Here is a 20,934-nt window from a genome sequence, read left to right on the forward strand (position 1 = left end):
TTTGGCGAGTCTGATTGCGACAGTGTCACATTTGGAAAATGTCAGTGTTGCTCCTCACGAGCCACCAGCTTGCAGAACCGACTCGTCGCACCAGCTTCTGTTTGCTCCTGATAGATAAAAGCGAGATTTTCGTTCTCGAACGCCTCGAAGAACTCCTCCCACGAAATCCGTTCTAGTGGGTCATCACTGACGTCTGACTCCTCGAAGTCGATTCGAAGGAGGCCGCCTCCGTCATCTGCTTTCCGTCCCTTCTCGGTTCCCTGAACCTTCGCCGGGTTGCCGTTTCGGTGTTCGATCCAGTTTCTAATCTCATCGTGATTCGTCGTCCGCCTCGATTCTTCGTTGGACATGTTGTACCCTCCGAAAGCGAGTCGGGTGACCTGTACTTAGAAATAGTGGCTCAGTAGACATTATCTCAACCCGTGAACCGTTAAGCCCGCCCTCGGCGAGACAGTTCCTCCATCACTGGCGTTGCGAGCGTCCCGTGGACGATGACCGAAACGAGTACCACGAATCCAACGAGCGACCACACCAATCGAGCGTCGGGAAAGGTCGCCTCGTTGATAGCGTAGGCGAGATAGAAAAACGACCCGACGCCGCGGATGCCGAAGAAAGAAATGACGCTCCTGTCTGCGAACTCCATTTTAGAACCCGCCATTCCGAGCAGTCCGGCGAGCGGCCGGAGGACGAAGACGAATCCGAGTCCGAGAGCGATGGTGGAGAAGGTGAGGTTTTCGAGAAGACCGGTCGCAACCGCCCCGCCGAACAGAGCTAGCAGGACTGCCATCGTTAGTCGCTCGATTACTTCCGCGAAGTCGTGAAGCGCACGATTGTACTCGTGGGTTCGCTCACGGTGTCGAATGACCAGCGCGGCGGCGAACACCGCGATAAATCCGTACCCTTGAACCAATTCCGTGATACCGTACACGAGGAGCGTGCCGGCCAATGCCTCCGCGCCTTCTACCGTGCTGGCGAGTTTCGTGGACGGTGAAAACTGAAACAGCAGTCCGGCAAGCAGCCATCCGAGAATCAGTCCCGCAACCGTTCCGACGACGATTTTGTAAATTACGTCCACGAGTAACCAGTCAACGAACCACTCGGACGGCGCGAGTCCGGCGGTTGCGATGGCGATAGCTACATACGTGAACGGAAATGCAAGTCCGTCGTTCAGTCCGGCCTCCGAGGTGAGCGTGAAACGGACTTCGTGTTCGTGTTCCTGCTCGACCGGTTGGTCGCTCATCGCGTTTTCACCCTCTCCGGGTGGCCCGACCTGTACGTCCGACGCGAGAACCGGGTCAGTCGGAGCGATGACCGCACCGAGCAACATCGCTGTGGCGGGAACGAATCCGAGTACCCACCACCCTGCTATCGCCGCACCAGCAATCGTCAGCGGCATCGTTATCACGAGCAAACGCCAGGTCGAACTCCACTCGCCGAGCGAAAACGGGCGGTCGATTTTTAGACCGGCGCTCATCAACGAGACGATGACCACGAACTCGGCGAGACGCTCGGCAAGGTCGCTGTGAACCAACGGATCGGGGTTTGGCAGTCCGACCGGGAGCAAAAACGCGACCGCTCCGATAACCAGATAGGAGATAGGAACGGAAACGGCGTACTCACCGAGTAATTCCGGCAGTACGGTGGCCGCGAGGATGAGCAATCCGAGAAACGCGAGCGCGACGACGTAAGTTTCGACCATACGCCGATTTCATCGTGCACAGTCAAAATTCGTCTGGCAGAGCTGTCGCTTGATGTGTTTTTCCAGCAGAATCAAAAAGGCTCGAATCACACAAAAAAGATATTTCACTGGCTGTTCTGCATTACCATCCAGAGCGAAACCGGAACGTTCGCCGCGATGAGTCCGTAGACGGCCCCCATTATCGGGTCGGTGCCAAGCGGTGAGTGCAGGAGATAGCCAGCAGTGAGTCCGACGACGTCGGCGAGGAGAAACGCGACGACCAGTTGTTTACCGGAAATAGCCGATGACATGCTGTCAAAATACAATATAATTTCATAAATGTTGCGAAAATTCCATCACCTCCTACAATCACGCAAGATATTGGTTCGCTACTTCTTGTTTACGGAGGCCAACAACACTTCCTTGGCAGTATCGCCGAGTCGGTGCATATCTTCTTTCGTCATGTGGAACTTCGGTTCCCACTCCGAAAGACCGAGATAGTCGCTGATGACGAACATCGACGCCGCTTTTACCTCGCGGTGGTTCGCAACCGCGAACACCGCGGCCGCTTCCATCTCCACGGTGAGAGCCCCCTCCTCGGCGTATCGTTCGACCTCAAGCCTCGTTTCTCGATATATCGCATCGGTCGTCCACGAGGAACCGACGTGAAACGGTTCGCCGCGGTCACGAAGTAGTCCCGTGGTTTGCGCAGTGAGCGATTCGCTGGCATGTGCGTATTTTTCCGATTCGACGTAGTGGTGTGACGTTCCTTCGTCGCGGATAGCTTTGTCGCAGACGACGAACTCGCCCATTTCGATTTCGTCGTCCAAACTGCCCGCGATGCCTATCGAGAGAAACGCTTCGACGCCGTCAGCGATGAGTTCGTCCATCAACATCGCAGTCGTCGGTGCGCCGATTCCGAACTGTCCGAGGACGCCGACGGTTCGGTCGGAGTCGTCGAAAACGTAGAGTGTACCGTAGTAGTGGCCCACCTTCTCCCCCTCGTAGGTTTCCATGAAGTAGTCCATCAGTCCGCGACTATAACAGAGGATAACCGCTTCCGGCGGCTTTTCCAGCTCCGAATCGGTTTTCGATTGTCGGTAATCGGAGTGTTCCTGCGGCGTAACGAGCGGTTCTGCGTCCAATTTTTCGGGGAGATTCGGAAACGCCATTTTCCGGTGACAACTGACAGCACAGCAAAATATCTTTCGTTGCTACTGCTTTCTGTGGCCACAGTCAGTTCTTCGCTCCGTCAACTGCCTGCACCATCACGAAATACCAATCAACATATTTGATGGGACGATTCTATTCAACTATGCACGAGACGGTCATCGAACTGTTGAACAGCAACGCTGAACACGCAGACGAGTTTCAGTCCCGATTCGACGACGTACAGGACTCCCAACGACCGAGCGTGGTCACCGTCTGCTGTTCGGACTCCCGCGTCCTCCAAGACCACATGTGGGGGAACGACCAACCGGGACACATCTTCACCTGCGGCAACATCGGAAACCGGGTCGTCCAACGAACCGATTCCGGCGAAGCCGTTTCCGGTGACGTTCTGTATCCGGTCGAACACACAGGGACGGATACCATCGTCGTCGTGGGACACACGGGTTGTGGGGCCGTGACGGCGACCTACGACGATTTGACCGACGGCCTCTCCGAGCCCGCCGGTATCGAACACTGTCTGTCACTGCTGAAACCGCGTCTGGAATCGGGCGTCGAATCGCTTCCCTCCGACGTGAGTCGAACCGAGGCTATCAACCGACTCGTGGAGTACAACGTCGATAGGCAAATCGAGTTCCTCATCGAAAGCGACGAAATCCCCTCGGGAGTCGATATTGTCGGCGTCGTCTACGACTTTCAGGACGTGTACGGAAAGCGCCGCGGGGAAGTCCACGTCGTCAACGTCAACGGAGAAATTGCCGTCGAAAAATTGCGGGAAAAGCATCCGAAAATCGACTCGCGGATTCGGCGGCTCTGGGAGTACTGAACCACCGCCAAACAATTATTCTGGTAGAACCCAACTATTTCACATGCTCATTCGACTGTTGTTGCTGGCGTTCGGCGTCTTCGAGTTCCTCTTTCCACGAAGAGTCGTGGATTGGGGAATGAAACATTCACTTCAAAACGGTTCGGACATCGAAGTGAAACCGTGGGTGTACACGGTTGCAAGAATCGAGGGCCTCGTCATCACGCTGTGGGCGCTTCGTCGCGGCAAAAAGAAGCGCGGTGCATCGAGGTAAACGCCGACTTCTCCGTTCGATTACGCGCTCAAGAAAGGGAGCGACACGTCGCGTTTTCTCAACCAGTACTCTCCCCCGGCGAGCAGTCCGTACCCGACGACGTAGAACGGCGCAAAGAGGAACATGAACAGGAACGCAGGGGAATCGCCATCGCCGCTTCCAATCGTGGGAACGTAGACCAACACATGACAAAACAGAAACACGAACGTCATGAGCACCGCCGGACTCCGGATTTTGTATCGAATCCAGAGTACGATAGGAAGGCCGATGGTGCCGAACGCCATGACCGAGTATAACCCCAGTGCGTGCCAAACCGACGCAGTAATCGAGATGTTCGAGGATGGCTGTACACTGTATTCGAGGACGATTCCGGTGTAGACGAGACTAGCGAGACTGCCGAGGAGGAGGGCACGTTTCCACTCATCTGACGGCGGAACCCATCTGCGGAGAATTGCCATACAGTATCTGACAGGTACGACGTGATAAATATATGCCATGTGGGACGAAAGTCGGTGCTGCCCGGATTCAGAACGAACACGACGGAAATTCCCGATTCACACCGTCGTTACCCGAACGGAAACCGGCTCCGCCGGTTGCAGTGTTAGGGCCGCGGCGAAGGACAGTTCCGGCAGCTGAAAGTCGAACCGGAATCGCTGAAGGAGCGTCGCCACCACTAGTTTCGTCTCCATCAATCCATAGCGCATCCCGATGCAGTGGCGCTTCCCGCCGCAGAACGGGAAGTACGCGTACTCCGGCAAGGATGCCTCGAACTCATCAGTCCAGCGGTCAGGTTGGTACTCCCACGGCGATTCGAACCAGCGGCTATCGTGGTGGACGACCCACTGTGGAATCGTCAACGTTGCGCCCTCGGGAACGTCGTACTCGCCAATTTTCATCGGACGATTTGACTCGCGGAACAGCGTGTACGCCGGTGGATGGAGGCGCATCGCTTCTTTGACCGCCGCATCGAGTCGCGGGAGCGCCGGAAGGTCTGTCACCGTCGGGTCGTCGTCGCCGAGGACTTCGTCTAGTTCAGCTCTGACCTCCGCTTCGGCGTCGGGATGGCGAGCCAGTGCGGTGAGCGTATAGGTCATCGCCAGCGCCGCCGTGTCGTGGCCACCCAGAATGACGGTCGCAATCTCGTCTCGAAGCGTTTCGTCGGTCAGGTCGGTTTCCGGGTCATCGACTGCCGCGATAAGCGTCGCAAGGAGGTCGTTCGGCGAATCGTCTTGCGCTCGGCGAGCCTCGATAACGTCGTAGATGACTGTGTCGAGGTTGTTCATGGCTCGCCGGTAGCGCCGGTTTCGCGGCGTGGGTATCCACGCCGCGAGATACGTCGAGACGTGTGAAAGATTGAACCGTTCGCTGATAGTTCGAGCGGTGTTCGCGAACTGCCCCTCTGCGTCCTCGATGTCAAACCCGAACAGCGTTCTGGCCATGATAGCGAGGGTGAGATGCTGAAGCTCACTGTTCAGCGTGATGGTTTCGCCGGAAGTCCAGTTATCAGCACGGGCGCGTGTTTCATCGACCATCATCGTCGCGTACTGCGTTAGTTGCTCGCGGAAAAACTCGGGTTGCAGTCGGTTGCGTTGCTCGTGCCAGAACTCGCCTTCACTCAACAACAGTCCGTCACCGACGATGTCGCCCAACTGGTCACGCTGGAACGACCCCTTTCCGTAATGCTGCTGGTCGGTGACGAGGATGCGTTCGATGTGTTCGGGATGAGCAACCATCACGAACGTCCGCCCGGCTATGTTGGTGGCGACAATGTCCCCGTATTCTTCGGCCCATCGTTCGTACGTCGAGAATGGATCACGCACGAACGAGAGTGTGCTACCGGCGACTGGAAGTCCGCTCGGCCCGGGTGGCAACGTACTCATCAGCTAATTGTTGGTTAGAACAACAAATCAATTTGATGGTAACCATGAACAGGTAATTCGGATGCGCATCGAAACTAACAGTTCTCCCGAGTTTCGAGACGGTCACTATCGGCCACGAACGGAGCAACAATGGTTTACTTACTATCCCCAAAGAAATCGTGTAGATGGATACGAAGAAACGACTCCAACGGCATCAGGTCGTCGTCTACGCGGCCTTCGTTCTGCTTGCAGTTGGTGTCGGAGTGGGTCGCCCGAACTCGGCGTCATTTTTCGAGCAACTCATTGACCCGGTGCTCGCCGTCCTGCTCTACGTCACGTTCCTCGAAATCCCGTTCGTCCGACTTCGCCGGGCGTTTCGAAACGGACGGTTCATCGCGGCAGCACTCGGGATGAACTTCCTCGTCGTCCCTATCATCGTCTGGGGCCTCACCCGGTTTCTCCCGCAGCGCCCTGCCATCCTCGTCGGTGCATTCATGGTTCTTCTGACGCCGTGCATCGACTACGTCATCACCTTCACCGAACTCGCAGGGGGCGATTCCGAGCAGATTACCGCGACCACGCCCGCCCTGATGCTTATCCAACTGCTGTTGCTTCCGGTGTATCTCTGGCTGTTCATGGGCGGGGAAGCCGCCGAAGCTATCGAAGCAGGCCCGTTCATCGAAGCCTTCTTGATAATTATCGCCCTTCCGCTGACGCTCGCGTGGCTCACCGAAATATGGGCGGAGCAGTCTTCGACGGGCGAAAATTGGCAGGAGACGATGGGGTGGTTGCCAGTTCCGATGATGGGTGCGACGCTGTTCGTCGTCATCGCCTCCCAACTCCCCCGAGTACAGGACTCAATCGAACAGATTGCGGTCGTCGTTCCGGTGTACGTCGCGTTCCTCGTCGTCATGCCGATGCTCGGACGGCTTGCGGCAGGAGTGCTCGGAATGGCCGTCGGCGAGAGTCGGGCGCTCGTGTTCACCTCGGTCACTCGTAATTCGCTGGTCGTGCTTCCGCTCGCGCTTGCACTCCCAGCAGGCTATGGGTTGGCTCCGGCAGTCGTCGTGACACAGACTCTCGTCGAACTGGTTGGAATGGTTGTGCTAACGCGCGTCGTTCCGGCGTGGCTCGTGCCGGAATCAACCAGTCCGACTTCGATTTTCGAATCCATCAGTCGTGATTGAAACTATGCGTTCTTCATCGTTTGAATCCAACACCAATCTCGGTGTGGACACCGAGAAAGTTTGTTCAGGGCGCAGACCTAATGGTACGGAATTCGACTCCGCTGCCGCTACCACTATGCGACCGTGTTGACGGAATGTCGAAAAGTAAAACACTCAGAAAAGAGTTGAATCCACTATGTCGTCCTCCAATATGCCCTCCTCGTGGAGCGACCCGAGATACGTCTCGACGGTCGTCGGTGTCCTCGCTACGGGCGTACTCGTATTCTACGCCGCACTGACCCAATCCGGTCTTGTGGTTGAAGAAGTCGTGTTCGTCCTACTCTCCGTAACTCTCCCAGCAACAATTGCTTACGAAGTCGCTCGTCGCTGGTCGTAATCTGACGTATCGTTCTCAAAGTGGAAAGATACGACCTGAGGTCTATGTCATCTATTATCGAGTCTCTCGCTGTTCCACCTTGTTCAACTCGATTAACAACCGAAATACCGCCTTCACCAGATTCGAGTCAACGTCGAATCGTTCGGCGTTCTCACCTGCTCTATCCATCACCTTCTGTTCTTGCCCCTCGTCCGTCGTCGGAATGTCCTCGACGGATTTCACTCGCGCCACCGTCTCCGCGACGTAGGTTCGTCTGGCGATGAGTTCCACGATTTCGCGGTCGATGGACTCTATCTCGTCGCGGAGTTCCGCGAGGCTCATATCGTTCGGGTCCCGTCTGTTTGCGTCGTCGTTAGCCACGTAGTGCCCTCCAGTGACTCCCACCTTTCTTGTACTCCCTCTAAAATCTCCCGTCCCCCGACGGCGACGTAACTCGGGCCGGTACCGGACAGCGAAACGCCATCGACATCCGGCAGGGCAGAAAGCAGTGGGTCGGTCGAAAAACCGAGCGCGCCGCAGAACGCGAATCCGTTGACGGTCATCGCCCGTCCGTAGTCGCCGTCGAGCGCGAGGTCAGCGACCAACTCGGCCATTGGGGCGATTCGTTGACAGCGTTCGACATCTGCGTCCGCCGAAAAAGCTTGCTCGGGCGGAGTGTAGACCAGCACGTCCCACGACACTTCCTCCCGAGAAAGCAGTTCGTCGCGGTCGTTGTCGGTGACCGTCACACCCCCGAGCATGCTCGCGCTGGCGTCGTCGAACGCTCCGGTGGCAGTTACGCCGACATCGCGGGCGGCCTGCACACCGAGTCGGCAGGCGCCCTTCCGCGTCATCTCGTCCTCTCGCTCTACGTCAATATCCAGCGCAGACAGGGTTGCCATCACGGTGGCGTTCGCGGCGGCGCTCGAACTCTTCAGCCCGGAGGCCATCGGAACGTCGCTTTCGGTGCGAACCGTCGCGCCAAGCGATGGAGATTCGTCCGTGGACGAACCTCCGTCGGCGGATTCGAGAACCAGTTCGACACAGCGTTCGATGAGTCGCGTGTCGGCGTCCGGTGCGTCCGCGATCTCCCCGCGAATGTCTCCGGAGTCGTCCAGTGATACCTCGGCGGTCGTGTCGGCGTCGATGGCGAACGCCGACCCGACGCCCGTGGCGAGTGCGTTGAGCACGGTTCCGGCGGCGGGTGCTGTGGCGCGTCCGTTCATGGCCGCGCTTCGCAGGGCGTCCGCTTCAGAGTGGCGGTAGACGCAATTCGTGACGGCCTACGTCGCCGTCGTTTCGGTCGGTTGGTCGGCTTGCTCGTCAGTGGGGTCACTCAACTCGCCGATGACTTCCTCCAGCGCGTCGGTTGCGGTGACGAGGCCGACGACTTCGCCGTCTTCCATCACCAGTGCGAGTTCCTGATTTTGCACCTGAAACAGGTCGAGCGCGTCGCTGATGGTCGTGTCGGCGGCAATCGTCATCTGCGGATGCGCGACTTCTTCGAGCGTGATTTCGCCCGACTTGAGTTCCTCGTCGGCGCGGTACAGTGCTGGCATGTAGATGTTGCCGTGGTAGTCCGAAAGCGATTCACCGACCAGTGGAAACCGCGTAAGTGTGCTGTCTTTCACGCGTTCGAGGTTTGCTTCGAGGGAGTCTTCCGTCGAGAGGGAAACGATGTCCTCGCTCGGAATCATGATGTCTCGAATCGGAATTTCCCCGATTTTGAGGGTGTTCATCACTTCTTGGTATCGTTCGTCGGCGAGGTCACCCTGTTCGAGTACGTCGCCGAGTTTGTTCCGAAGGTCGGCACGAGATTCGATGGCGTCGGTTTCGGCGTCTTTCCACGCACCAGTAATTTCGACGCCGAACAGTCGGAGCGTCCATTTCGCCACCCCGTCACCGAGCGTGATTATCGGTGCGATGGCGCGGTAGAACCAGTACAGCGGTGTCGCTCCGTACCGGCAGACGAACTTCGTGCGTTCCACGCCGAGATACGTCGGTGTCTGTTCTCCGTGTGTCAGGTGGAGGAGATTGATGATGAGGAACGCGATGAGTGCTCCTGCGCCGACTGATGCGAGCGCCGTGTTTGCGAATAGCGGTTCGAAGATGGCCGCCAGTGCCGGTTCGGCGACGATACCGACCGCGATGCTGGACGCGGTGATACCGACCTGACAGCTGGTGAGATACAGTTCGAGGTTGTCCGTCATCTCCCACGCTCGCCGCAGTCCGGGAGTGTCGAACTCCGATTCCGGATATTGGCGAACACGGGTAAGAGCAAATTCGATGGCGACGAAAAATCCGTTCGCCAGAATCAACAACAGTCCGGCGACCAGTCGCATGGCTATTACGGCAGTTTCCATTGGTCGGCAGTACCCGTTCCAGTTATTTGATTCTCGTGGCCAGTTTCGAACTGAATGGCGATGGTAACAGCATGTATCTCGGAACGCGGGTCTTTTCCCCGTCCCAATCCAAATGCGGAGTATGAGCGTCCGGAGCGACATTTCCCCCGACACACTCGGCGTCGAACTCACGAAGGACGGTATCGTCGTCGAATACACCGACGGCCGAGAAGCGTTCTACAACGGCGTTCCGAAGAAGGTGCAGGACACCCTTAGAACCCAACCCGGCAAACTCATCCAAGTGCTCGTCACCGACCCGACCGAGACGGAAGGCGTCATGACCTACGTCAACGACCGAGACACGCACGACGAAATCCTCGAATCGACCGGCGTCGGCCGAATCATCATCGAACCGGGTGACGAAGAGGAACTGTTCCCCGGCGTGACCGTTCGCTCGGACGGCTACGCAGTCGAAATCGAGGCAGACCCGGAAATCGCTCGTGGGCGCGTCTTCGTCTTCGAGGAGGACGAACTGGGCGAACGGTCGTTCGAGTTCGTGAACGAGGAGTGAAATGCCCCTGAAAAAACGCTGGCTGTCCCTCGACAGGGCGACGGTCGGCAAGGCCCCGGAACGCTGGGGAATGTACGAACTCGGTTCCGACGGCGAGATAGAGACAATCGACAGCGGCGTCCTCCGCGACGAACTGAAAACCGAGTTGGCCTACAGCAGGGCCGAACAGGTTCGCTGGGAAGCCTGCCAGTCACGCGAACACGCGGAGCGGTTGGCGAACGAACACCGTGAGCGGGCAGGCTTAGGCTGACTGTCGTTCCGCGTGAATCGTCATGAAAATGATTCCAAGCAGAACCAGCACTAAAGAGGTGCTCACCATCGCGCCTGTGCCGAGGCTGACGACGACGCCGACCAGCAGTGCGGCGATGAGCGTGAGGAGGACGACGATGGCAGTCAGATAGGTTTCGATTGCGGGCATTTGGTGGATTTTCTGTGGGCGGTGCGTAAAATGAATTGGTTCCTATTCGAAAGCTATTTTTGACACTTTTCTATTACATTTGATATGATAGCGACACAGAATCAGTTCGCGGACGACGACACCCTCTTTTCATCGGCATCCTTCCACTCACCCATTCCTGCCGGGTCTAAGTGGATGTGAACGTCACCGACGTCGTCCCGCGACAGAAGCGTATTTCTCAAATCCGTCTCGATGTCGTGCGCTTCGATGAAACTGTGGTCTGCCGACACCTCGGCGTGAAACTCGACTTCGTAGACGGTTCCGGCGTGGTACACCGTAAAATCGTGAACGCCGTGGACGTCCTCGTGGGTTCGAATTTCCTCTCTTAGTTCCTCGCGGACGTGTTCCGGGGCGGCGGAGTCGATGAGGTAATCGACGTTTTCGCGTGCGACTTCGATACCTTGGTGAATGACGAGCAGGCTGACCAATCCGCCCGCAATCGGGTCGAGGATGGGAAACCCACCTGCCATTCCCGCCACGCCCACGACCGCCGCGCCGGTCGTGTACAGGTCGTTTCTGCTGTCGGCGACCAGTGCGGACAGGCCGGGCGATTGGACTTCCCGATTGACGCGCTTCGTGTACCAGTAACAGAAGTAGCGGTCGGCGAAGGCGAACGCGAGCGCCGCCACGAGGTAGATGCTGTAATGCGATTCGGGCGAGGATTGAATCGTTTGCCACGCATCCACGAGCAGTTGCAAACCGAGGAGGACGAGCATTCCGCCGACGAACAGGGCGGTGAGAGGTTCGACCCGTTCGTGTCCGTGGGGGTGATTTTCGTCCGGGCCTTCGAACGAGAGGCGGCCCCAAATCAGCACCACCGCACTGGCCAGCAGGTCGGCGACGGAGTGGGCGGCGTCGGCCACGAGCGCGAGGCTTCCGAACGCCAGTCCGAGTCCTCCCTCGACCACGATTTTGAGGACGTTCGTGATGACGTTGACCCACGACGCCTTGAGAAATTCGGTGCGGTGGTCGGCCATTCGTGTTTTACTTTCCGGGAAGGATTATGAATATATTCATTAGATTTAACAAAATCGGATTTAGAGCGAATCTAAAAATACGTTTCGTGCCGGTAAAACGGTGTGAAACGAGTGTTTATCTGTTGCTCGATTCTCTTCGTTAGAAGAGTCGCCGGGTCATTATCAGGAATCCCACCACGAGGAGTCCGATTCCCCAATAAACCGATGGGTAGGGGAGCCATTTCAGGAGGAGCGTGACGACGCCGGACGTGAACAGCGACCAGCCGATAGTCGTGTCGTATCCCATAGAACGTAAACCACGGCGAACCCTTTCAATACTCTGCCTGCGCGAATCGAAAATAATCGGGCGGGCGAATCCCTACTGGATGTAGGATGGGTCTTCCGCGTCGCAGTTCGTTTCGTGCTGTTTGGCATCTCCTCGGTCGTCGAACAGCAACCCGCACTCCTCACACCGGTACCACGTTTGGTTGTCACGCTGGGTTTGGGCCACCATAATTGAAGGCAGGTCACCATCGGACAAATGCGTTTCTGCGGGAAACCCTGAAGATGGTCGGGCGACGAGTAAGCGATATGACTGAAAAACCGACGGTTTCTCTCACCGTCAGGGGCGCGGAAAAACGAGACGGCGGGCGGGGTATCGCCCGGATTACCGATGACGCACGAAAGCAACTCGGCGTCCTGAGCGGCGACACAATCGCCCTCGAAGGCGGCCAGACGACGGTCGTCAAGGTGTGGCCCGCCGCGAGTACGGTGCCGGAAAATACGGTGCAGATCGACGCCGAAACCCGCGCCAACGCAGGCGTCAAAATCGGCGATAAAGTGTCGGTTCGGCCAATTGCTGTCTCCGACGCCAAGTCGATAACCGTCGTTCCGAAAGCAAACTTCTCGCTCGACGACGTGGACACCTTAGAATCCGCGACGAAACGCGAACTACTGGACAGGCCGGTCAGCGCGGGAGAGCGCGCACGAATCGAACGACTTGGCGATGCGGGCCTATTCGTCGTCTCGAAAACCGACCCCAGCGGAACCGTCCGCGTGACGACCGAGACTGAGGTGAACGTCTCCCTGTCGAAACTCGCGGACTCCGTCATTCCGACAACCTCCGATGAATCGAGCGAAGTGACCGACGCGACGGAGGTCACGGGGGCGACCTACGAGGACATCGGGGGCATGGACGAGGAACTGCGCCGGGTTCGCGAGATGGTCGAACTGCCGCTGTCGAATCCCGCGCTGTTCCGCCGATTGGGTATCGACCCGCCAAAAGGCGTTCTGCTCTACGGCCCGCCCGGAACCGGGAAAACCCTCATCGCGAAGGCGGTGGCGAACGAAGTTAACGCGCATTTCGTCTCCGTCTCCGGCCCGGAAGTGATGAGCAAATATAAGGGCGAAAGCGAAGAACGCCTCCGCGAAATCTTCAACGAGGCGAGCGAGAACGCCCCGTCCATCATCTTCTTCGACGAGGTGGACAGCCTCGGCGGGAAGCGCGACGACGAAAGCGATATGGAAAACCGATTGGTCGCCCAGATGCTCTCGCTGATGGACGGCCTCGAATCGCGCGGCGAAATCGTGGTTATCGGCGCGACGAACCGGGTTGACGCCATCGACCCCGCGCTCCGGCGCGGCGGTCGATTCGACCGCGAAATCGAAATCGGCGCGCCGGACGAAGCGGGGCGCCGCGAAATCCTCGAAGTTCATACCCGCGGGATGCCGCTCACGGGCGATGTCTCTATCGAGCGCCTTGCGGCGACGACTCACGGATTCGTCGGGGCCGACCTCCACGCGCTCGTCACGGAGGCCGCGATGGCCGCACTTCGCCGCGCGCGAGACGAGGGTTCGGACGACGAAGAACTCCTTTCGGTCGAAGTCACCCGCGAGGATTTCAACACCGCGATGGCCAGCGTCGAACCGTCCGCAATGCGGGAGTTCGTCGCGGAAGCGCCGGAAATCTCGTTCGAGGACGTTGGTGGACTGGACGAAGCAAAGCAGACGCTCATCGAAGCGGTGGAGTGGCCGCTCTCGTACTCCAATCTGTTCGAAGCGACGAAGACGGAACCGCCGAGTGGCGTTCTCCTCTACGGCCCACCCGGAACCGGGAAAACGCTCCTCGCGCGGGCCTTGGCGGGCGAAAGCGACGTGAACTTCGTCCAAGTCGCCGGGCCGGAACTCCTCGACAGGTACGTCGGTGAGAGCGAGAAATCCGTCCGGGAGGTGTTCGACCGGGCCAGACAGGCCTCTCCAGCTATCGTGTTTTTCGACGAAATCGATGCAATCGCAAGCCAACGCGGCGAATCGCACGAAGTCACGGAACGCGTCGTCTCACAACTGCTGACCGAAATCGACGGCCTCACTGAAAACCCGAACCTCGTCGTCCTCGCGGCGACCAACCGCCGGGATGCTATCGACCCAGCCCTTCTTCGCCCCGGTCGAATCGAAGCCCACATCGAAGTTCCAGCGCCGGACGAGAAAGGGCGACGCAAGATTCTCTCGGTTCACGCGGACGACAAACCGCTGGCCGACGACGTGGATTTGGATGCCCTCGCGGAAGAACTGGAGGGCTACACGGGTGCGGACTTAGAAGCCCTCGTCAGGAACGCTTCGATGCGAGCAATCCGGGAGGCCGCTGACGAGTGGAGTCCGGAAGAGGCCAACGAACGCGCGGACGAAATCGTCATCGAAGCGCGCCACTTCGACGTGGCGCGTGAGTTCGTCCAACCGACGATGACGTAATTCGTGAGAATTACGGACACGACCGGGTCGTCAGCTTTACTCGCTCCGTCGGTTCCGGCCCATCGAGGGTCGTTGGCTGGCGCACGTAGTAGACGGAAATGTCGGTGAGGCCGTCCTCGTGGTTGCTGTTCCAGCGGTCACAGACGTAGTCGGTAAAGTGCGGTCGGAGCCGTTCATTCTGTGGATATTGCACGTCGAGGAGATATTTGTACCATCGGTGGGTCGGATAGCCCAAACTCGCATCCGTGGGCCGACCCCAGCGAACGTCGGAGTCGTGAAACGCATCGACCTGTCGCCCCGATTCGAGCGTCCCGGGGACGACGTACCAGCCATCGACGCCCCACGGTTCGGGAGCGAACATGCTCCATCGGTGTTCCGCCGGGTCTGCCACGTCGTTCACCTGCTCCGGCGTTTGGACGTAACCGAGCGTCGCGGCGTTCCAGACGAGGACGGAGACGAGGAGACACGCCGCAACGAGCGTGGCGATTCGCCCCGCCCATCGAGAAACAGTTGCTGGAATCGTCGGCGAAGTTCGAGTGGGCAATGCTCCCCGCTCGAATTTTTCTCGCCACCGATAACCGTCGAGTGATTCCGCGAGCGGGTCGGTTATCCGCTCTGCGGCATCCCAGACGACGCTCGGGAAGAACGGAACTAGGGCGACGACGGAAACCAACGGGAAGATACTGAGGTGGAGGGTCAACAGCATCCCGACGTGCATCGCTACGAACAGCGACGCGAATGCGGCCCGCAACCACCCAGTCAAGAGGAGCAGCAGTACCGACGAGATGACCAGTGCGAGCCAGAGCGCATCGAATAGTCGGAGGAGGATGGGAAACTGGGCGAGGAAATCCCCGAACGAAGTGGTGTAACTTTGCAGACTGAATATGTACTGCACCGCGACACCATCCATCCACATGTCGCCGCGGAGTTTGAACAGGGCGTTTGCGGTGTAGACGATTACCACTTGCACCAGTAACCCGGCGGACGCGAAACTCACGACGCGCCGTGCTGGTCGATCGATTCGGCAAGAATCGACCGACCAGCGTTCGCCCAGTGGTAAGAAGACACTCCACAAGAGCAGTCACCAAAGGAGAGAGTCCCCCGAGTTCAGGAGGGTCGGGTTTCGGAACTGGAGCGACACGAGAAGGACGAACGAAACGACTGTCGAAAGCCGCGTTCGGTAACCGAGGAGCAGTGACACCGCGAAAATGCCAGCAACGACGAACAGGAGAACCTGAAACCACGTCGCACCCGAGAGGGTATGAATCGAAAGCTGTGACATACTGGGGTACTGCACTCCGAGAACCGACCGAGGGAACACTCCGGCGTCGGTGTAGAACGCGACGAGATTACGCGACCGGAGCAATAAGTCGATGAGCAAGAGGAGTCCGAGAGTGATTCGAAAGGCGGCGAGCGCCCGCGCGTCGATTCCGATTCGACGCGCGAAGGCTCGCTACAGTCGCAGATATGTCCATGGACGCGAATATAATCGAATCGGTATAACTCTTCTATTTTAGTAGTATTCGGGGTTGAAAATAAGGTTCGACGGTCAGGGTTGCCAGTAGATGTCAGTCGCGCGGTGGCGTTTGTCGTATCCTTCCATTCCTTCGCCAAGCAGCCATCTGAGGCGCAAATCGTCGTACAGCGTGCTGTGGGTGTAGTCCACGAACGTCATCGGGATGACTAACTCTCCGTCTTCTTTGAACGCGCTAGCGACACCCGTGTAAACGTGTTTATGGCGTTCGTCGAACACTTTCGCCCCCACCACGGGGGTTTCTTGTTGCTGTGCCGGAACCGAGTGCAGTGCTTCGACTGACCGCCACGTAAATTCGTAGCAGAACATCCCTGCGGTTTCCCCGGCCTTCATCGCATCGTACTCCGTGGGAGTTCGGAAATGTTTCCGCAGGTCAACCGACCCAAAGAGGATGTTGTCCTCTACCGACCCCGCGAGGTACCGCGGAATGTCGTAGTACGTTTCGTCTCGGAATCCTTCGACGAGCCCCTCTAAAACCGCTTTTGGTTGTTCCGGCGACGCCCCAGAGAACGATTCGATCACCAACGGTTCGACGTGCTGGTATCGGTCACCACGTAGCGCTTCGATGGTGAACGGTCGAGTCTCCGTGCCGCGAACTCGCCGGAAGAAATCCTCGTAACCGAAAAATTCGAACCGATAATCGTCGGCTTCGATTGCCGAGAGGTCGCTGACCAACTGTCCGAGTGGTTGTCCAGCGAGTTCCAATTCGGTATCCAACTGGTCGGCATCCGCCGCGGCGGATGCCGACAGCGGAATTGCCTGCCGACCCTCTCCATCGTGGACTCGGATTTCGTCCTCTTTGAGTTGGATTTCGTGACCTGAAACAGTCGTCGCGAAGGGAGACGGTTCGAGTCGCTCGCCCGCAACCGCAGAAAGGTCTTGGTCGTGCAGATTCGTGCCGACGAGAACGCCGTAGCCAATCAGTACGTTGTCCGCCGCTTTCGCCCCGCCGAGTACGACGCCACCCCCACCGAGCGCGGAAAGCATCTGTCGCCGGGACAGGTCTTTCTCGGAAATTTCGGAGAACGCACTCGCCCAGTCCATATCCCTGCGTCGGGACGAACTGGAATAAGTCTTCTATCTTTGACTAACGGCGGAGAAACATTCTGCCGCAAAAACTACTGATGGCGTCGTGGTACGACCCATGCGACCATGACTGACGCATACGTCCACATCAGCGCCGAATCGACGTCCGTACTGCACGCCGCGCGCGAAGTCGCCGAAATCGAGGAGGTGACCTCGGCGCACGTCGTCACCGGAGAGTACGACGTTATTGCACAAATCGAACTGGACAACCCGGACGGCCTTCCCCACGTGGTCGCCGAGAAGATTCAGAACGCACCACCCGTCGAGGGGACGATGACGAGCGTGGCCTACGAGGCAGAGTAGTTAGCCATTCAGAGTTGTATCGAACGTCCGCCGAATCGCTTCGGCTTGCATCGCCAGCGACAGACTCGGTTTTACGGAAGCGCCACTGGTTCCGTTCCCGTCGCGGGCTCGCTGTGCGGCCATGCCGGGGGTGCAGGGAAGGTGGACGAATCCCATCGGAGTATCTAATTTTTCGGCTTCCAGATACGCCTGCGTCGAGTAGAGAATATTGTTGCAGAGGTGGGTTCCGGCGGTGTTCGAGACGTGGGCCGGAATCCCGCGTTCGAGCAATTCCTCGACAACCGAAACGACGGGAAGGGTTGCGAAGAACCCGGCCTGATTGCCCGGTCGAATACGCTCGTTTCGCGGTTCCGCGTCGGCGTTGTCGGGCGTGCTTCCGCAATCGTTGACGTTGATGCCGACGCGCTCGACGCTGATGCCTGCCCGCCCTGCCGCGAGGCCGGTTGCGACGATTGCAGTCGGGTCGTGAGTCTCGATGAGGTTCTGCATCTCGCTCGCGGTTCTGTCGAACTGGACGGGGAGGACGTGACCCGAAATTTCGTGCCCCGCAATTTCCTCGCCATCGAGTTCGCGGGCGACCATCGCGCTCGGATTTTCGTCGTGGTCGCCGAACGGTTCGTAGCCGGTTAGGAGGAGTGTCATGGAAGAGAATTTCCGGGAAGTGGGCTTAGTTGGTTGGCTTCCGGCGAATCGGGAAAATCAGTCCCAAAACGCCTGCGTCCGGGCGTACTGACGCTCCTTCGAGAGAATATCTCGATAGAAGTCGTCCTCATTTTCGCGTAGTTTGGCGATGATTCGCGCGGCGTTCTGCGGGCCGACGCCGCGGGCCGCGAGCGCGACGATGGCCTGTTTCCCGTGGCTCTGGACGAGATTGGCGGATTTGTACGCCCGTTTGGTCATCTTTTCTTGCTCGTCGTCTTTCTCCTCGGCCCGAATCGCTTTGAGCACCTCGTCGGCCCACGGGTTGAGCGCGGCGATTCGCGTCGAACCACAGTGGATGCATTTGGGTTGGTCGTCGATTTTCTTCACCGTCGTCTTCCGCCGCCAGTCCTGACAGTGCAGGCAAAAGAGGAGCATCTCGTCGTTGCGGATTCGTTCCCTGACGGTTTCGATAACGCTCGCGTCGGCGTTTTCCGGCGCGAGGAGTTCTCGTCCGGAGGAGCGTCCGCCACTTCCGACTGGGGTTCTGCCGCCGACGGTGACCACGTCGATGTCACCCGACCGAATTCGCTTCAGAATCTCCTCTGCTTTCCCGACTTCGAGGTCGTCGTGGAACACCTCTCTCACTGCCTCGTCGTACATGGGGGTATCTTCCAGCGCGCCCAGCAGGCGACCCATCGAGAACTGTCCCTGTCCCTCCCAGCGATTCAGCGAGCCGAATTTCGCGGCCACCTGCGCGAGGGTAAATTTGAGGGTATCAGACCGCTTGAGCGAGAGTTCGATGAGCGGGCCGACGTGTTCCGGGTCGGTTTCCTCGAACACCGCGATGACCTCTCGACCGTCCACGTTCGCCGGAACGTCCAACTCGATTCGATAGGGGTCGATTTCCATCCCGACCGACGACCCGGTTCGTTGGCCGACGAGGGACGAGAGGACGCGCCCGAGCGTTTCGTTCACCTTGTGCCCGAAACAGGCGTTGACGACGATTTTTCCGGCGGCGTACTCCACGACGAGTCGGTCGTCCGTCGGAATCGGCGTCTCGGTTTCTGCCTGCCGGTCGATTCCGTCGAGCGCGGAATTCGCGGTGTGCCGGTCGGTCGGATAGCGATTCGTGAACTCCGTCGCCACACCTTCACGGGGCGCTCCGCGTTCGAACTGTGGCCCCGCCACTGCTCGCATCTCGCCGACCTCTTGGGCGACTTCGTAGGGAACCGGAATCTCCTCGCCGACCCACGACGGCACTTCTCCGCCGGGGTCTTCGATTGGCGAAACGTTGACGCGACTCTCTTCTTCGTCGATTTCCGCGATGCGCCACATCTCGCCGCGCTGGATGAACACCTCGCCCGGTTCCGCAAAGTTGAGGACGAACCGCTCGTCCAGGGTGCCGACTTGTGACCCACTGGCCATGTCGTACACCTCGAATGTCTCCTCGTCGGGAATCATCGAGAGGTTGGCGTAGAAGTACTGCCACGTTTTGCCGGACTTCTCGATTTGGTCTTTCTGCTCGTCCAGCCAGACCAACCGATTTCCTTTCAGTTCCCGAACCACGTCCTTGAACTCGTTTTCAGACAGATTGCGGAACGGATACGCCCGAGTCACGATTTCGTAGGCCCGTCTAGCGTCTATTTCGCCGAAATCCATCACCAACCCGACAATCTGGTTCGCCACCGTGTCGAGACTCGCGTGGTGGATGTGGGCCGGTTCCACGTCACCCGCGATTGCTCGCCGGGCGATTGCCATCGACTCCAGCGCGTCGTCGGGATGCGACGTGATGATAGTACCTTCCGACACCTCGTCCATCCGGTGGCCTGCCCGCCCGACGCGCTGGAGCAGTCTGGCGACCTCCCGCGGACTCTGGTACTGTACGACGTGGTCGATTCGTCCCACGTCGATACCGAGTTCCATCGAAGACGTACAGAGCAACGCATCAATCTCGCCCGCCTTGAACCGGTCTTCCACGCTGATTCTGGCCTCCTTCGAGAGACTGCCGTGATGCACCTCGATGTTCGCTCCGAGTTCCTTGAACCGCGACCCCAACGCTTCGGCCGTCTGTCGCGTGTTGACGAACACCAGCGTCGAATCGTGGTTTTCCACGATGTCTCGAATCGCCCGGACGTGGCTGGCGATGTCCGGGTTGGTCATTAACTCGCCAGCCAACTCCTCGTCAGTCTCCCGAATTTTAGGTTCGTGAACCCGAAATTCGACCTTGCTTCCCACGTCCACTTCGATTATCTCACAGCCGCGATTTCCGGTGAGGAACTTCCCGACCTCTTCCGGGTCGCCAACCGTCGCAGACAGGCCGATTCGCTGGAAATCACCCGAAAGTTCGTGCAGGCGTTCCAATCCGATGGTTAACTGCGCCCCCCGCTTCGCGCTGGCGAGTTCGTGCACCTCGTCCACGACGACGTGGTGAACGTCTTCCAGTGCGATTCGCAGTTTCGACCCGGTCAGCATCGCTTGCAGGGTTTCGGGCGTCGTCACCAGCACGTCCGGCGGGTTATTCGCCTGCTTCTGGCGCTGGTAATCCGTCGTGTCGCCGTGGCGCACGTCGATGTCGATGTCGAGCGTCTGGCCCCACCATTCCAGTCGCTCGCGCATATCCCGGTTCAGCGCCCGAAGCGGCGTGATGTACAGCGCGGAGATACCAAACCGAGGCTTCGCCTGCGCGATGGAATCCAGCACGGGCAATATCGCCGTCTCGGTCTTTCCAGTCCCGGTGGGCGCGATAACCAATCCGTGATTCCCCTCCGCAAGGGGCGGAATCGCGCGCTTTTGCGGTTCAGTTGGCGTCGAAAACCCGCGTTCCGACAGCGCCGATCGAACCTCGTCCCCGAGTCGCGCGAAGGCCGCAGAACCCACGGCCTGCTGGTCGCTCATTCGTGATTTCGGGGTAGGGACTCAGACGAATTAAGCGCGTTGCCCACACCAGCGCGTTTGATTCTGTTTCGG

The 20,934-nt window shown here is 58.6% G+C and carries 26 protein-coding genes; 8 read left to right on the top strand and 18 right to left on the bottom strand.

All coding sequences use genetic code 11. The features are described from left to right. Positions 1-41: 41 nt before the first annotated feature. From BW974_RS07085 to BW974_RS07100, 4 genes are all read right to left on the bottom strand, one after another. Entirely contained in the window at positions 42-350 is a 309-nt protein-coding gene (locus BW974_RS07085; protein ID WP_076429263.1) for a hypothetical protein, read from the bottom strand. A gap of 80 nt (positions 351-430) precedes the next feature. Next, positions 431-1,699: a cation:proton antiporter gene (locus BW974_RS07090; RefSeq protein WP_076429265.1), complete on the bottom strand. Its 1,269-nt coding sequence runs from the start codon at positions 1,697-1,699 to the stop codon at positions 431-433. Between the two features lie 104 nt (positions 1,700-1,803). After that, positions 1,804-1,989, bottom strand: a complete 186-nt coding sequence (locus tag BW974_RS07095; RefSeq protein ID WP_076429267.1) for a DUF8141 family membrane protein — start codon at positions 1,987-1,989, stop codon at positions 1,804-1,806. 78 nt (positions 1,990-2,067) lie between these two features. After that, a complete protein-coding gene (locus BW974_RS07100) occupies positions 2,068-2,850 on the bottom strand; it encodes a nucleoside phosphorylase (RefSeq protein WP_076429270.1) in 783 nt (260 codons plus the stop codon). A 143-nt stretch (positions 2,851-2,993) separates the two neighbouring features. Between BW974_RS07100 and BW974_RS07105 the strand changes: the two genes are divergently transcribed. After that, complete coding sequence (locus BW974_RS07105) at positions 2,994-3,674, top strand: carbonic anhydrase (protein WP_076429272.1); 681 nt, start codon at positions 2,994-2,996, stop codon at positions 3,672-3,674. A gap of 43 nt (positions 3,675-3,717) precedes the next feature. Further along, complete coding sequence (locus tag BW974_RS07110; RefSeq protein ID WP_076429274.1) at positions 3,718-3,927, top strand: DUF6199 family natural product biosynthesis protein; 210 nt, start codon at positions 3,718-3,720, stop codon at positions 3,925-3,927. A gap of 20 nt (positions 3,928-3,947) precedes the next feature. Here the strand turns inward: BW974_RS07110 and BW974_RS07115 are convergent, their stop codons facing one another. Continuing rightward, entirely contained in the window at positions 3,948-4,385 is a 438-nt protein-coding gene (locus tag BW974_RS07115) for a hypothetical protein (protein WP_076429276.1), read from the bottom strand. Positions 4,386-4,481: 96 nt separating this feature from the next. Further along, positions 4,482-5,807 (bottom strand): cytochrome P450, encoded by a 1,326-nt coding sequence (locus tag BW974_RS07120; RefSeq protein WP_076429278.1) that lies wholly within the window; start codon positions 5,805-5,807, stop codon positions 4,482-4,484. A gap of 164 nt (positions 5,808-5,971) precedes the next feature. On the opposite strand from BW974_RS07120, the gene BW974_RS07125 reads away from it, so the two are divergent. After that, complete coding sequence (locus BW974_RS07125) at positions 5,972-6,973, top strand: arsenic resistance protein (RefSeq protein ID WP_076429280.1); 1,002 nt, start codon at positions 5,972-5,974, stop codon at positions 6,971-6,973. 175 nt (positions 6,974-7,148) lie between these two features. Beyond that, the gene (locus BW974_RS07130; RefSeq protein WP_076429282.1) at positions 7,149-7,349 is read left to right on the top strand and encodes a hypothetical protein; all 201 of its coding nucleotides are present in this window, start codon (positions 7,149-7,151) and stop codon (positions 7,347-7,349) included. A gap of 54 nt (positions 7,350-7,403) precedes the next feature. Here the strand turns inward: BW974_RS07130 and BW974_RS07135 are convergent, their stop codons facing one another. The 3 genes from BW974_RS07135 to BW974_RS07145 are packed head-to-tail and all read right to left on the bottom strand — an operon-like array spanning position 7,404 to position 9,691. Continuing rightward, entirely contained in the window at positions 7,404-7,670 is a 267-nt protein-coding gene (locus BW974_RS07135; RefSeq protein WP_076429284.1) for a chorismate mutase, read from the bottom strand. Next, entirely contained in the window at positions 7,667-8,554 is an 888-nt protein-coding gene (locus BW974_RS07140; protein ID WP_076429286.1) for a shikimate kinase, read from the bottom strand. The genes BW974_RS07135 and BW974_RS07140 overlap by 4 nt, the downstream gene beginning before the upstream one ends. A 57-nt stretch (positions 8,555-8,611) precedes the next feature. Then, entirely contained in the window at positions 8,612-9,691 is a 1,080-nt protein-coding gene (locus tag BW974_RS07145) for a CNNM domain-containing protein (protein WP_076429288.1), read from the bottom strand. A 121-nt stretch (positions 9,692-9,812) separates the two neighbouring features. Here BW974_RS07145 and BW974_RS07150 point away from each other — a divergent pair, with 121 nt between their 5' ends. Beyond that, positions 9,813-10,241, top strand: a complete 429-nt coding sequence (locus BW974_RS07150; protein ID WP_076429290.1) for a DUF5796 family protein — start codon at positions 9,813-9,815, stop codon at positions 10,239-10,241. A 1-nt stretch (position 10,242) separates the two neighbouring features. Next, positions 10,243-10,491: a DUF7508 domain-containing protein gene (locus tag BW974_RS07155; RefSeq protein ID WP_076429291.1), complete on the top strand. Its 249-nt coding sequence runs from the start codon at positions 10,243-10,245 to the stop codon at positions 10,489-10,491. Here the strand turns inward: BW974_RS07155 and BW974_RS25460 are convergent. From BW974_RS25460 to BW974_RS26940, 4 genes are all read right to left on the bottom strand, one after another. Further along, on the bottom strand, positions 10,483-10,659 hold the full coding sequence (locus BW974_RS25460; RefSeq protein WP_175609635.1) for a hypothetical protein: 177 nt from the start codon (positions 10,657-10,659) through the stop codon (positions 10,483-10,485). The two genes, BW974_RS07155 and BW974_RS25460, sit on opposite strands and share 9 nt — an antisense overlap. Positions 10,660-10,760: 101 nt before the next feature. Beyond that, entirely contained in the window at positions 10,761-11,675 is a 915-nt protein-coding gene (locus BW974_RS07160; protein ID WP_076429293.1) for a cation diffusion facilitator family transporter, read from the bottom strand. Between the two features lie 139 nt (positions 11,676-11,814). Continuing rightward, complete coding sequence (locus BW974_RS25465; RefSeq protein WP_175609636.1) at positions 11,815-11,961, bottom strand: hypothetical protein; 147 nt, start codon at positions 11,959-11,961, stop codon at positions 11,815-11,817. Between the two features lie 72 nt (positions 11,962-12,033). Further along, positions 12,034-12,168 (bottom strand): DUF7128 family protein, encoded by a 135-nt coding sequence (locus tag BW974_RS26940; protein WP_281247663.1) that lies wholly within the window; start codon positions 12,166-12,168, stop codon positions 12,034-12,036. A gap of 77 nt (positions 12,169-12,245) precedes the next feature. On the opposite strand from BW974_RS26940, the gene BW974_RS07165 reads away from it, so the two are divergent. After that, positions 12,246-14,402 carry a CDC48 family AAA ATPase gene (locus BW974_RS07165; RefSeq protein ID WP_076430277.1) on the top strand — a complete coding sequence of 719 codons (2,157 nt, stop codon included), beginning with the start codon at positions 12,246-12,248 and terminating at the stop codon, positions 14,400-14,402. 10 nt (positions 14,403-14,412) lie between these two features. Here the strand turns inward: BW974_RS07165 and BW974_RS07170 are convergent, their stop codons facing one another. The 3 genes from BW974_RS07170 to BW974_RS07175 all read right to left on the bottom strand — a co-directional run bounded on the left by BW974_RS07170 (position 14,413) and on the right by BW974_RS07175 (position 16,980). Continuing rightward, the gene (locus BW974_RS07170; protein ID WP_394329563.1) at positions 14,413-15,399 is read right to left on the bottom strand and encodes a hypothetical protein; all 987 of its coding nucleotides are present in this window, start codon (positions 15,397-15,399) and stop codon (positions 14,413-14,415) included. An 84-nt stretch (positions 15,400-15,483) separates the two neighbouring features. Further along, positions 15,484-15,783 (bottom strand): hypothetical protein, encoded by a 300-nt coding sequence (locus BW974_RS26445; RefSeq protein ID WP_245799949.1) that lies wholly within the window; start codon positions 15,781-15,783, stop codon positions 15,484-15,486. A 168-nt stretch (positions 15,784-15,951) separates the two neighbouring features. After that, on the bottom strand, positions 15,952-16,980 hold the full coding sequence (locus BW974_RS07175; protein WP_084186206.1) for a hypothetical protein: 1,029 nt from the start codon (positions 16,978-16,980) through the stop codon (positions 15,952-15,954). 108 nt (positions 16,981-17,088) lie between these two features. On the opposite strand from BW974_RS07175, the gene BW974_RS07180 reads away from it, so the two are divergent. Further along, on the top strand, positions 17,089-17,325 hold the full coding sequence (locus BW974_RS07180) for an Lrp/AsnC family transcriptional regulator (RefSeq protein WP_076429295.1): 237 nt from the start codon (positions 17,089-17,091) through the stop codon (positions 17,323-17,325). On the opposite strand, the gene BW974_RS07185 is transcribed toward BW974_RS07180, so the two are convergent. Both BW974_RS07185 and BW974_RS07190 read right to left on the bottom strand, forming a co-directional pair. Next, complete coding sequence (locus tag BW974_RS07185) at positions 17,326-17,967, bottom strand: pyroglutamyl-peptidase I (protein WP_076429296.1); 642 nt, start codon at positions 17,965-17,967, stop codon at positions 17,326-17,328. 57 nt (positions 17,968-18,024) lie between these two features. After that, positions 18,025-20,862 carry a DEAD/DEAH box helicase gene (locus BW974_RS07190; protein ID WP_076429298.1) on the bottom strand — a complete coding sequence of 946 codons (2,838 nt, stop codon included), beginning with the start codon at positions 20,860-20,862 and terminating at the stop codon, positions 18,025-18,027. Positions 20,863-20,934 lie beyond the last annotated feature (72 nt).

Source organism: Haladaptatus litoreus (assembly GCF_900156425.1).
GTDB lineage: Archaea > Halobacteriota > Halobacteria > Halobacteriales > Haladaptataceae > Haladaptatus > Haladaptatus litoreus.

Coding starts and splice junctions, on each gene's coding strand:
- BW974_RS07180 (WP_076429295.1), top strand. CDS start 17,089: ATGACTGACGCATACGTCCACATCAGCGCCGAATCGACGTCCGTACTG.
- BW974_RS07145 (WP_076429288.1), bottom strand. CDS start 9,691: ATGGAAACTGCCGTAATAGCCATGCGACTGGTCGCCGGACTGTTGTTG.
- BW974_RS07125 (WP_076429280.1), top strand. CDS start 5,972: ATGGATACGAAGAAACGACTCCAACGGCATCAGGTCGTCGTCTACGCG.
- BW974_RS26940 (WP_281247663.1), bottom strand. CDS start 12,168: ATGGTGGCCCAAACCCAGCGTGACAACCAAACGTGGTACCGGTGTGAG.
- BW974_RS07105 (WP_076429272.1), top strand. CDS start 2,994: ATGCACGAGACGGTCATCGAACTGTTGAACAGCAACGCTGAACACGCA.
- BW974_RS07150 (WP_076429290.1), top strand. CDS start 9,813: ATGAGCGTCCGGAGCGACATTTCCCCCGACACACTCGGCGTCGAACTC.
- BW974_RS07190 (WP_076429298.1), bottom strand. CDS start 20,862: ATGAGCGACCAGCAGGCCGTGGGTTCTGCGGCCTTCGCGCGACTCGGG.
- BW974_RS07155 (WP_076429291.1), top strand. CDS start 10,243: ATGCCCCTGAAAAAACGCTGGCTGTCCCTCGACAGGGCGACGGTCGGC.
- BW974_RS07185 (WP_076429296.1), bottom strand. CDS start 17,967: ATGACACTCCTCCTAACCGGCTACGAACCGTTCGGCGACCACGACGAA.
- BW974_RS07090 (WP_076429265.1), bottom strand. CDS start 1,699: ATGGTCGAAACTTACGTCGTCGCGCTCGCGTTTCTCGGATTGCTCATC.
- BW974_RS25465 (WP_175609636.1), bottom strand. CDS start 11,961: ATGGGATACGACACGACTATCGGCTGGTCGCTGTTCACGTCCGGCGTC.
- BW974_RS07115 (WP_076429276.1), bottom strand. CDS start 4,385: ATGGCAATTCTCCGCAGATGGGTTCCGCCGTCAGATGAGTGGAAACGT.
- BW974_RS07085 (WP_076429263.1), bottom strand. CDS start 350: ATGTCCAACGAAGAATCGAGGCGGACGACGAATCACGATGAGATTAGA.
- BW974_RS07095 (WP_076429267.1), bottom strand. CDS start 1,989: ATGTCATCGGCTATTTCCGGTAAACAACTGGTCGTCGCGTTTCTCCTC.
- BW974_RS07160 (WP_076429293.1), bottom strand. CDS start 11,675: ATGGCCGACCACCGCACCGAATTTCTCAAGGCGTCGTGGGTCAACGTC.
- BW974_RS07135 (WP_076429284.1), bottom strand. CDS start 7,670: ATGAGCCTCGCGGAACTCCGCGACGAGATAGAGTCCATCGACCGCGAA.
- BW974_RS07120 (WP_076429278.1), bottom strand. CDS start 5,807: ATGAGTACGTTGCCACCCGGGCCGAGCGGACTTCCAGTCGCCGGTAGC.
- BW974_RS07165 (WP_076430277.1), top strand. CDS start 12,246: ATGACTGAAAAACCGACGGTTTCTCTCACCGTCAGGGGCGCGGAAAAA.
- BW974_RS07110 (WP_076429274.1), top strand. CDS start 3,718: ATGCTCATTCGACTGTTGTTGCTGGCGTTCGGCGTCTTCGAGTTCCTC.
- BW974_RS25460 (WP_175609635.1), bottom strand. CDS start 10,659: ATGCCCGCAATCGAAACCTATCTGACTGCCATCGTCGTCCTCCTCACG.
- BW974_RS07175 (WP_084186206.1), bottom strand. CDS start 16,980: ATGGACTGGGCGAGTGCGTTCTCCGAAATTTCCGAGAAAGACCTGTCC.
- BW974_RS07100 (WP_076429270.1), bottom strand. CDS start 2,850: ATGGCGTTTCCGAATCTCCCCGAAAAATTGGACGCAGAACCGCTCGTT.
- BW974_RS07130 (WP_076429282.1), top strand. CDS start 7,149: ATGTCGTCCTCCAATATGCCCTCCTCGTGGAGCGACCCGAGATACGTC.
- BW974_RS07140 (WP_076429286.1), bottom strand. CDS start 8,554: ATGAACGGACGCGCCACAGCACCCGCCGCCGGAACCGTGCTCAACGCA.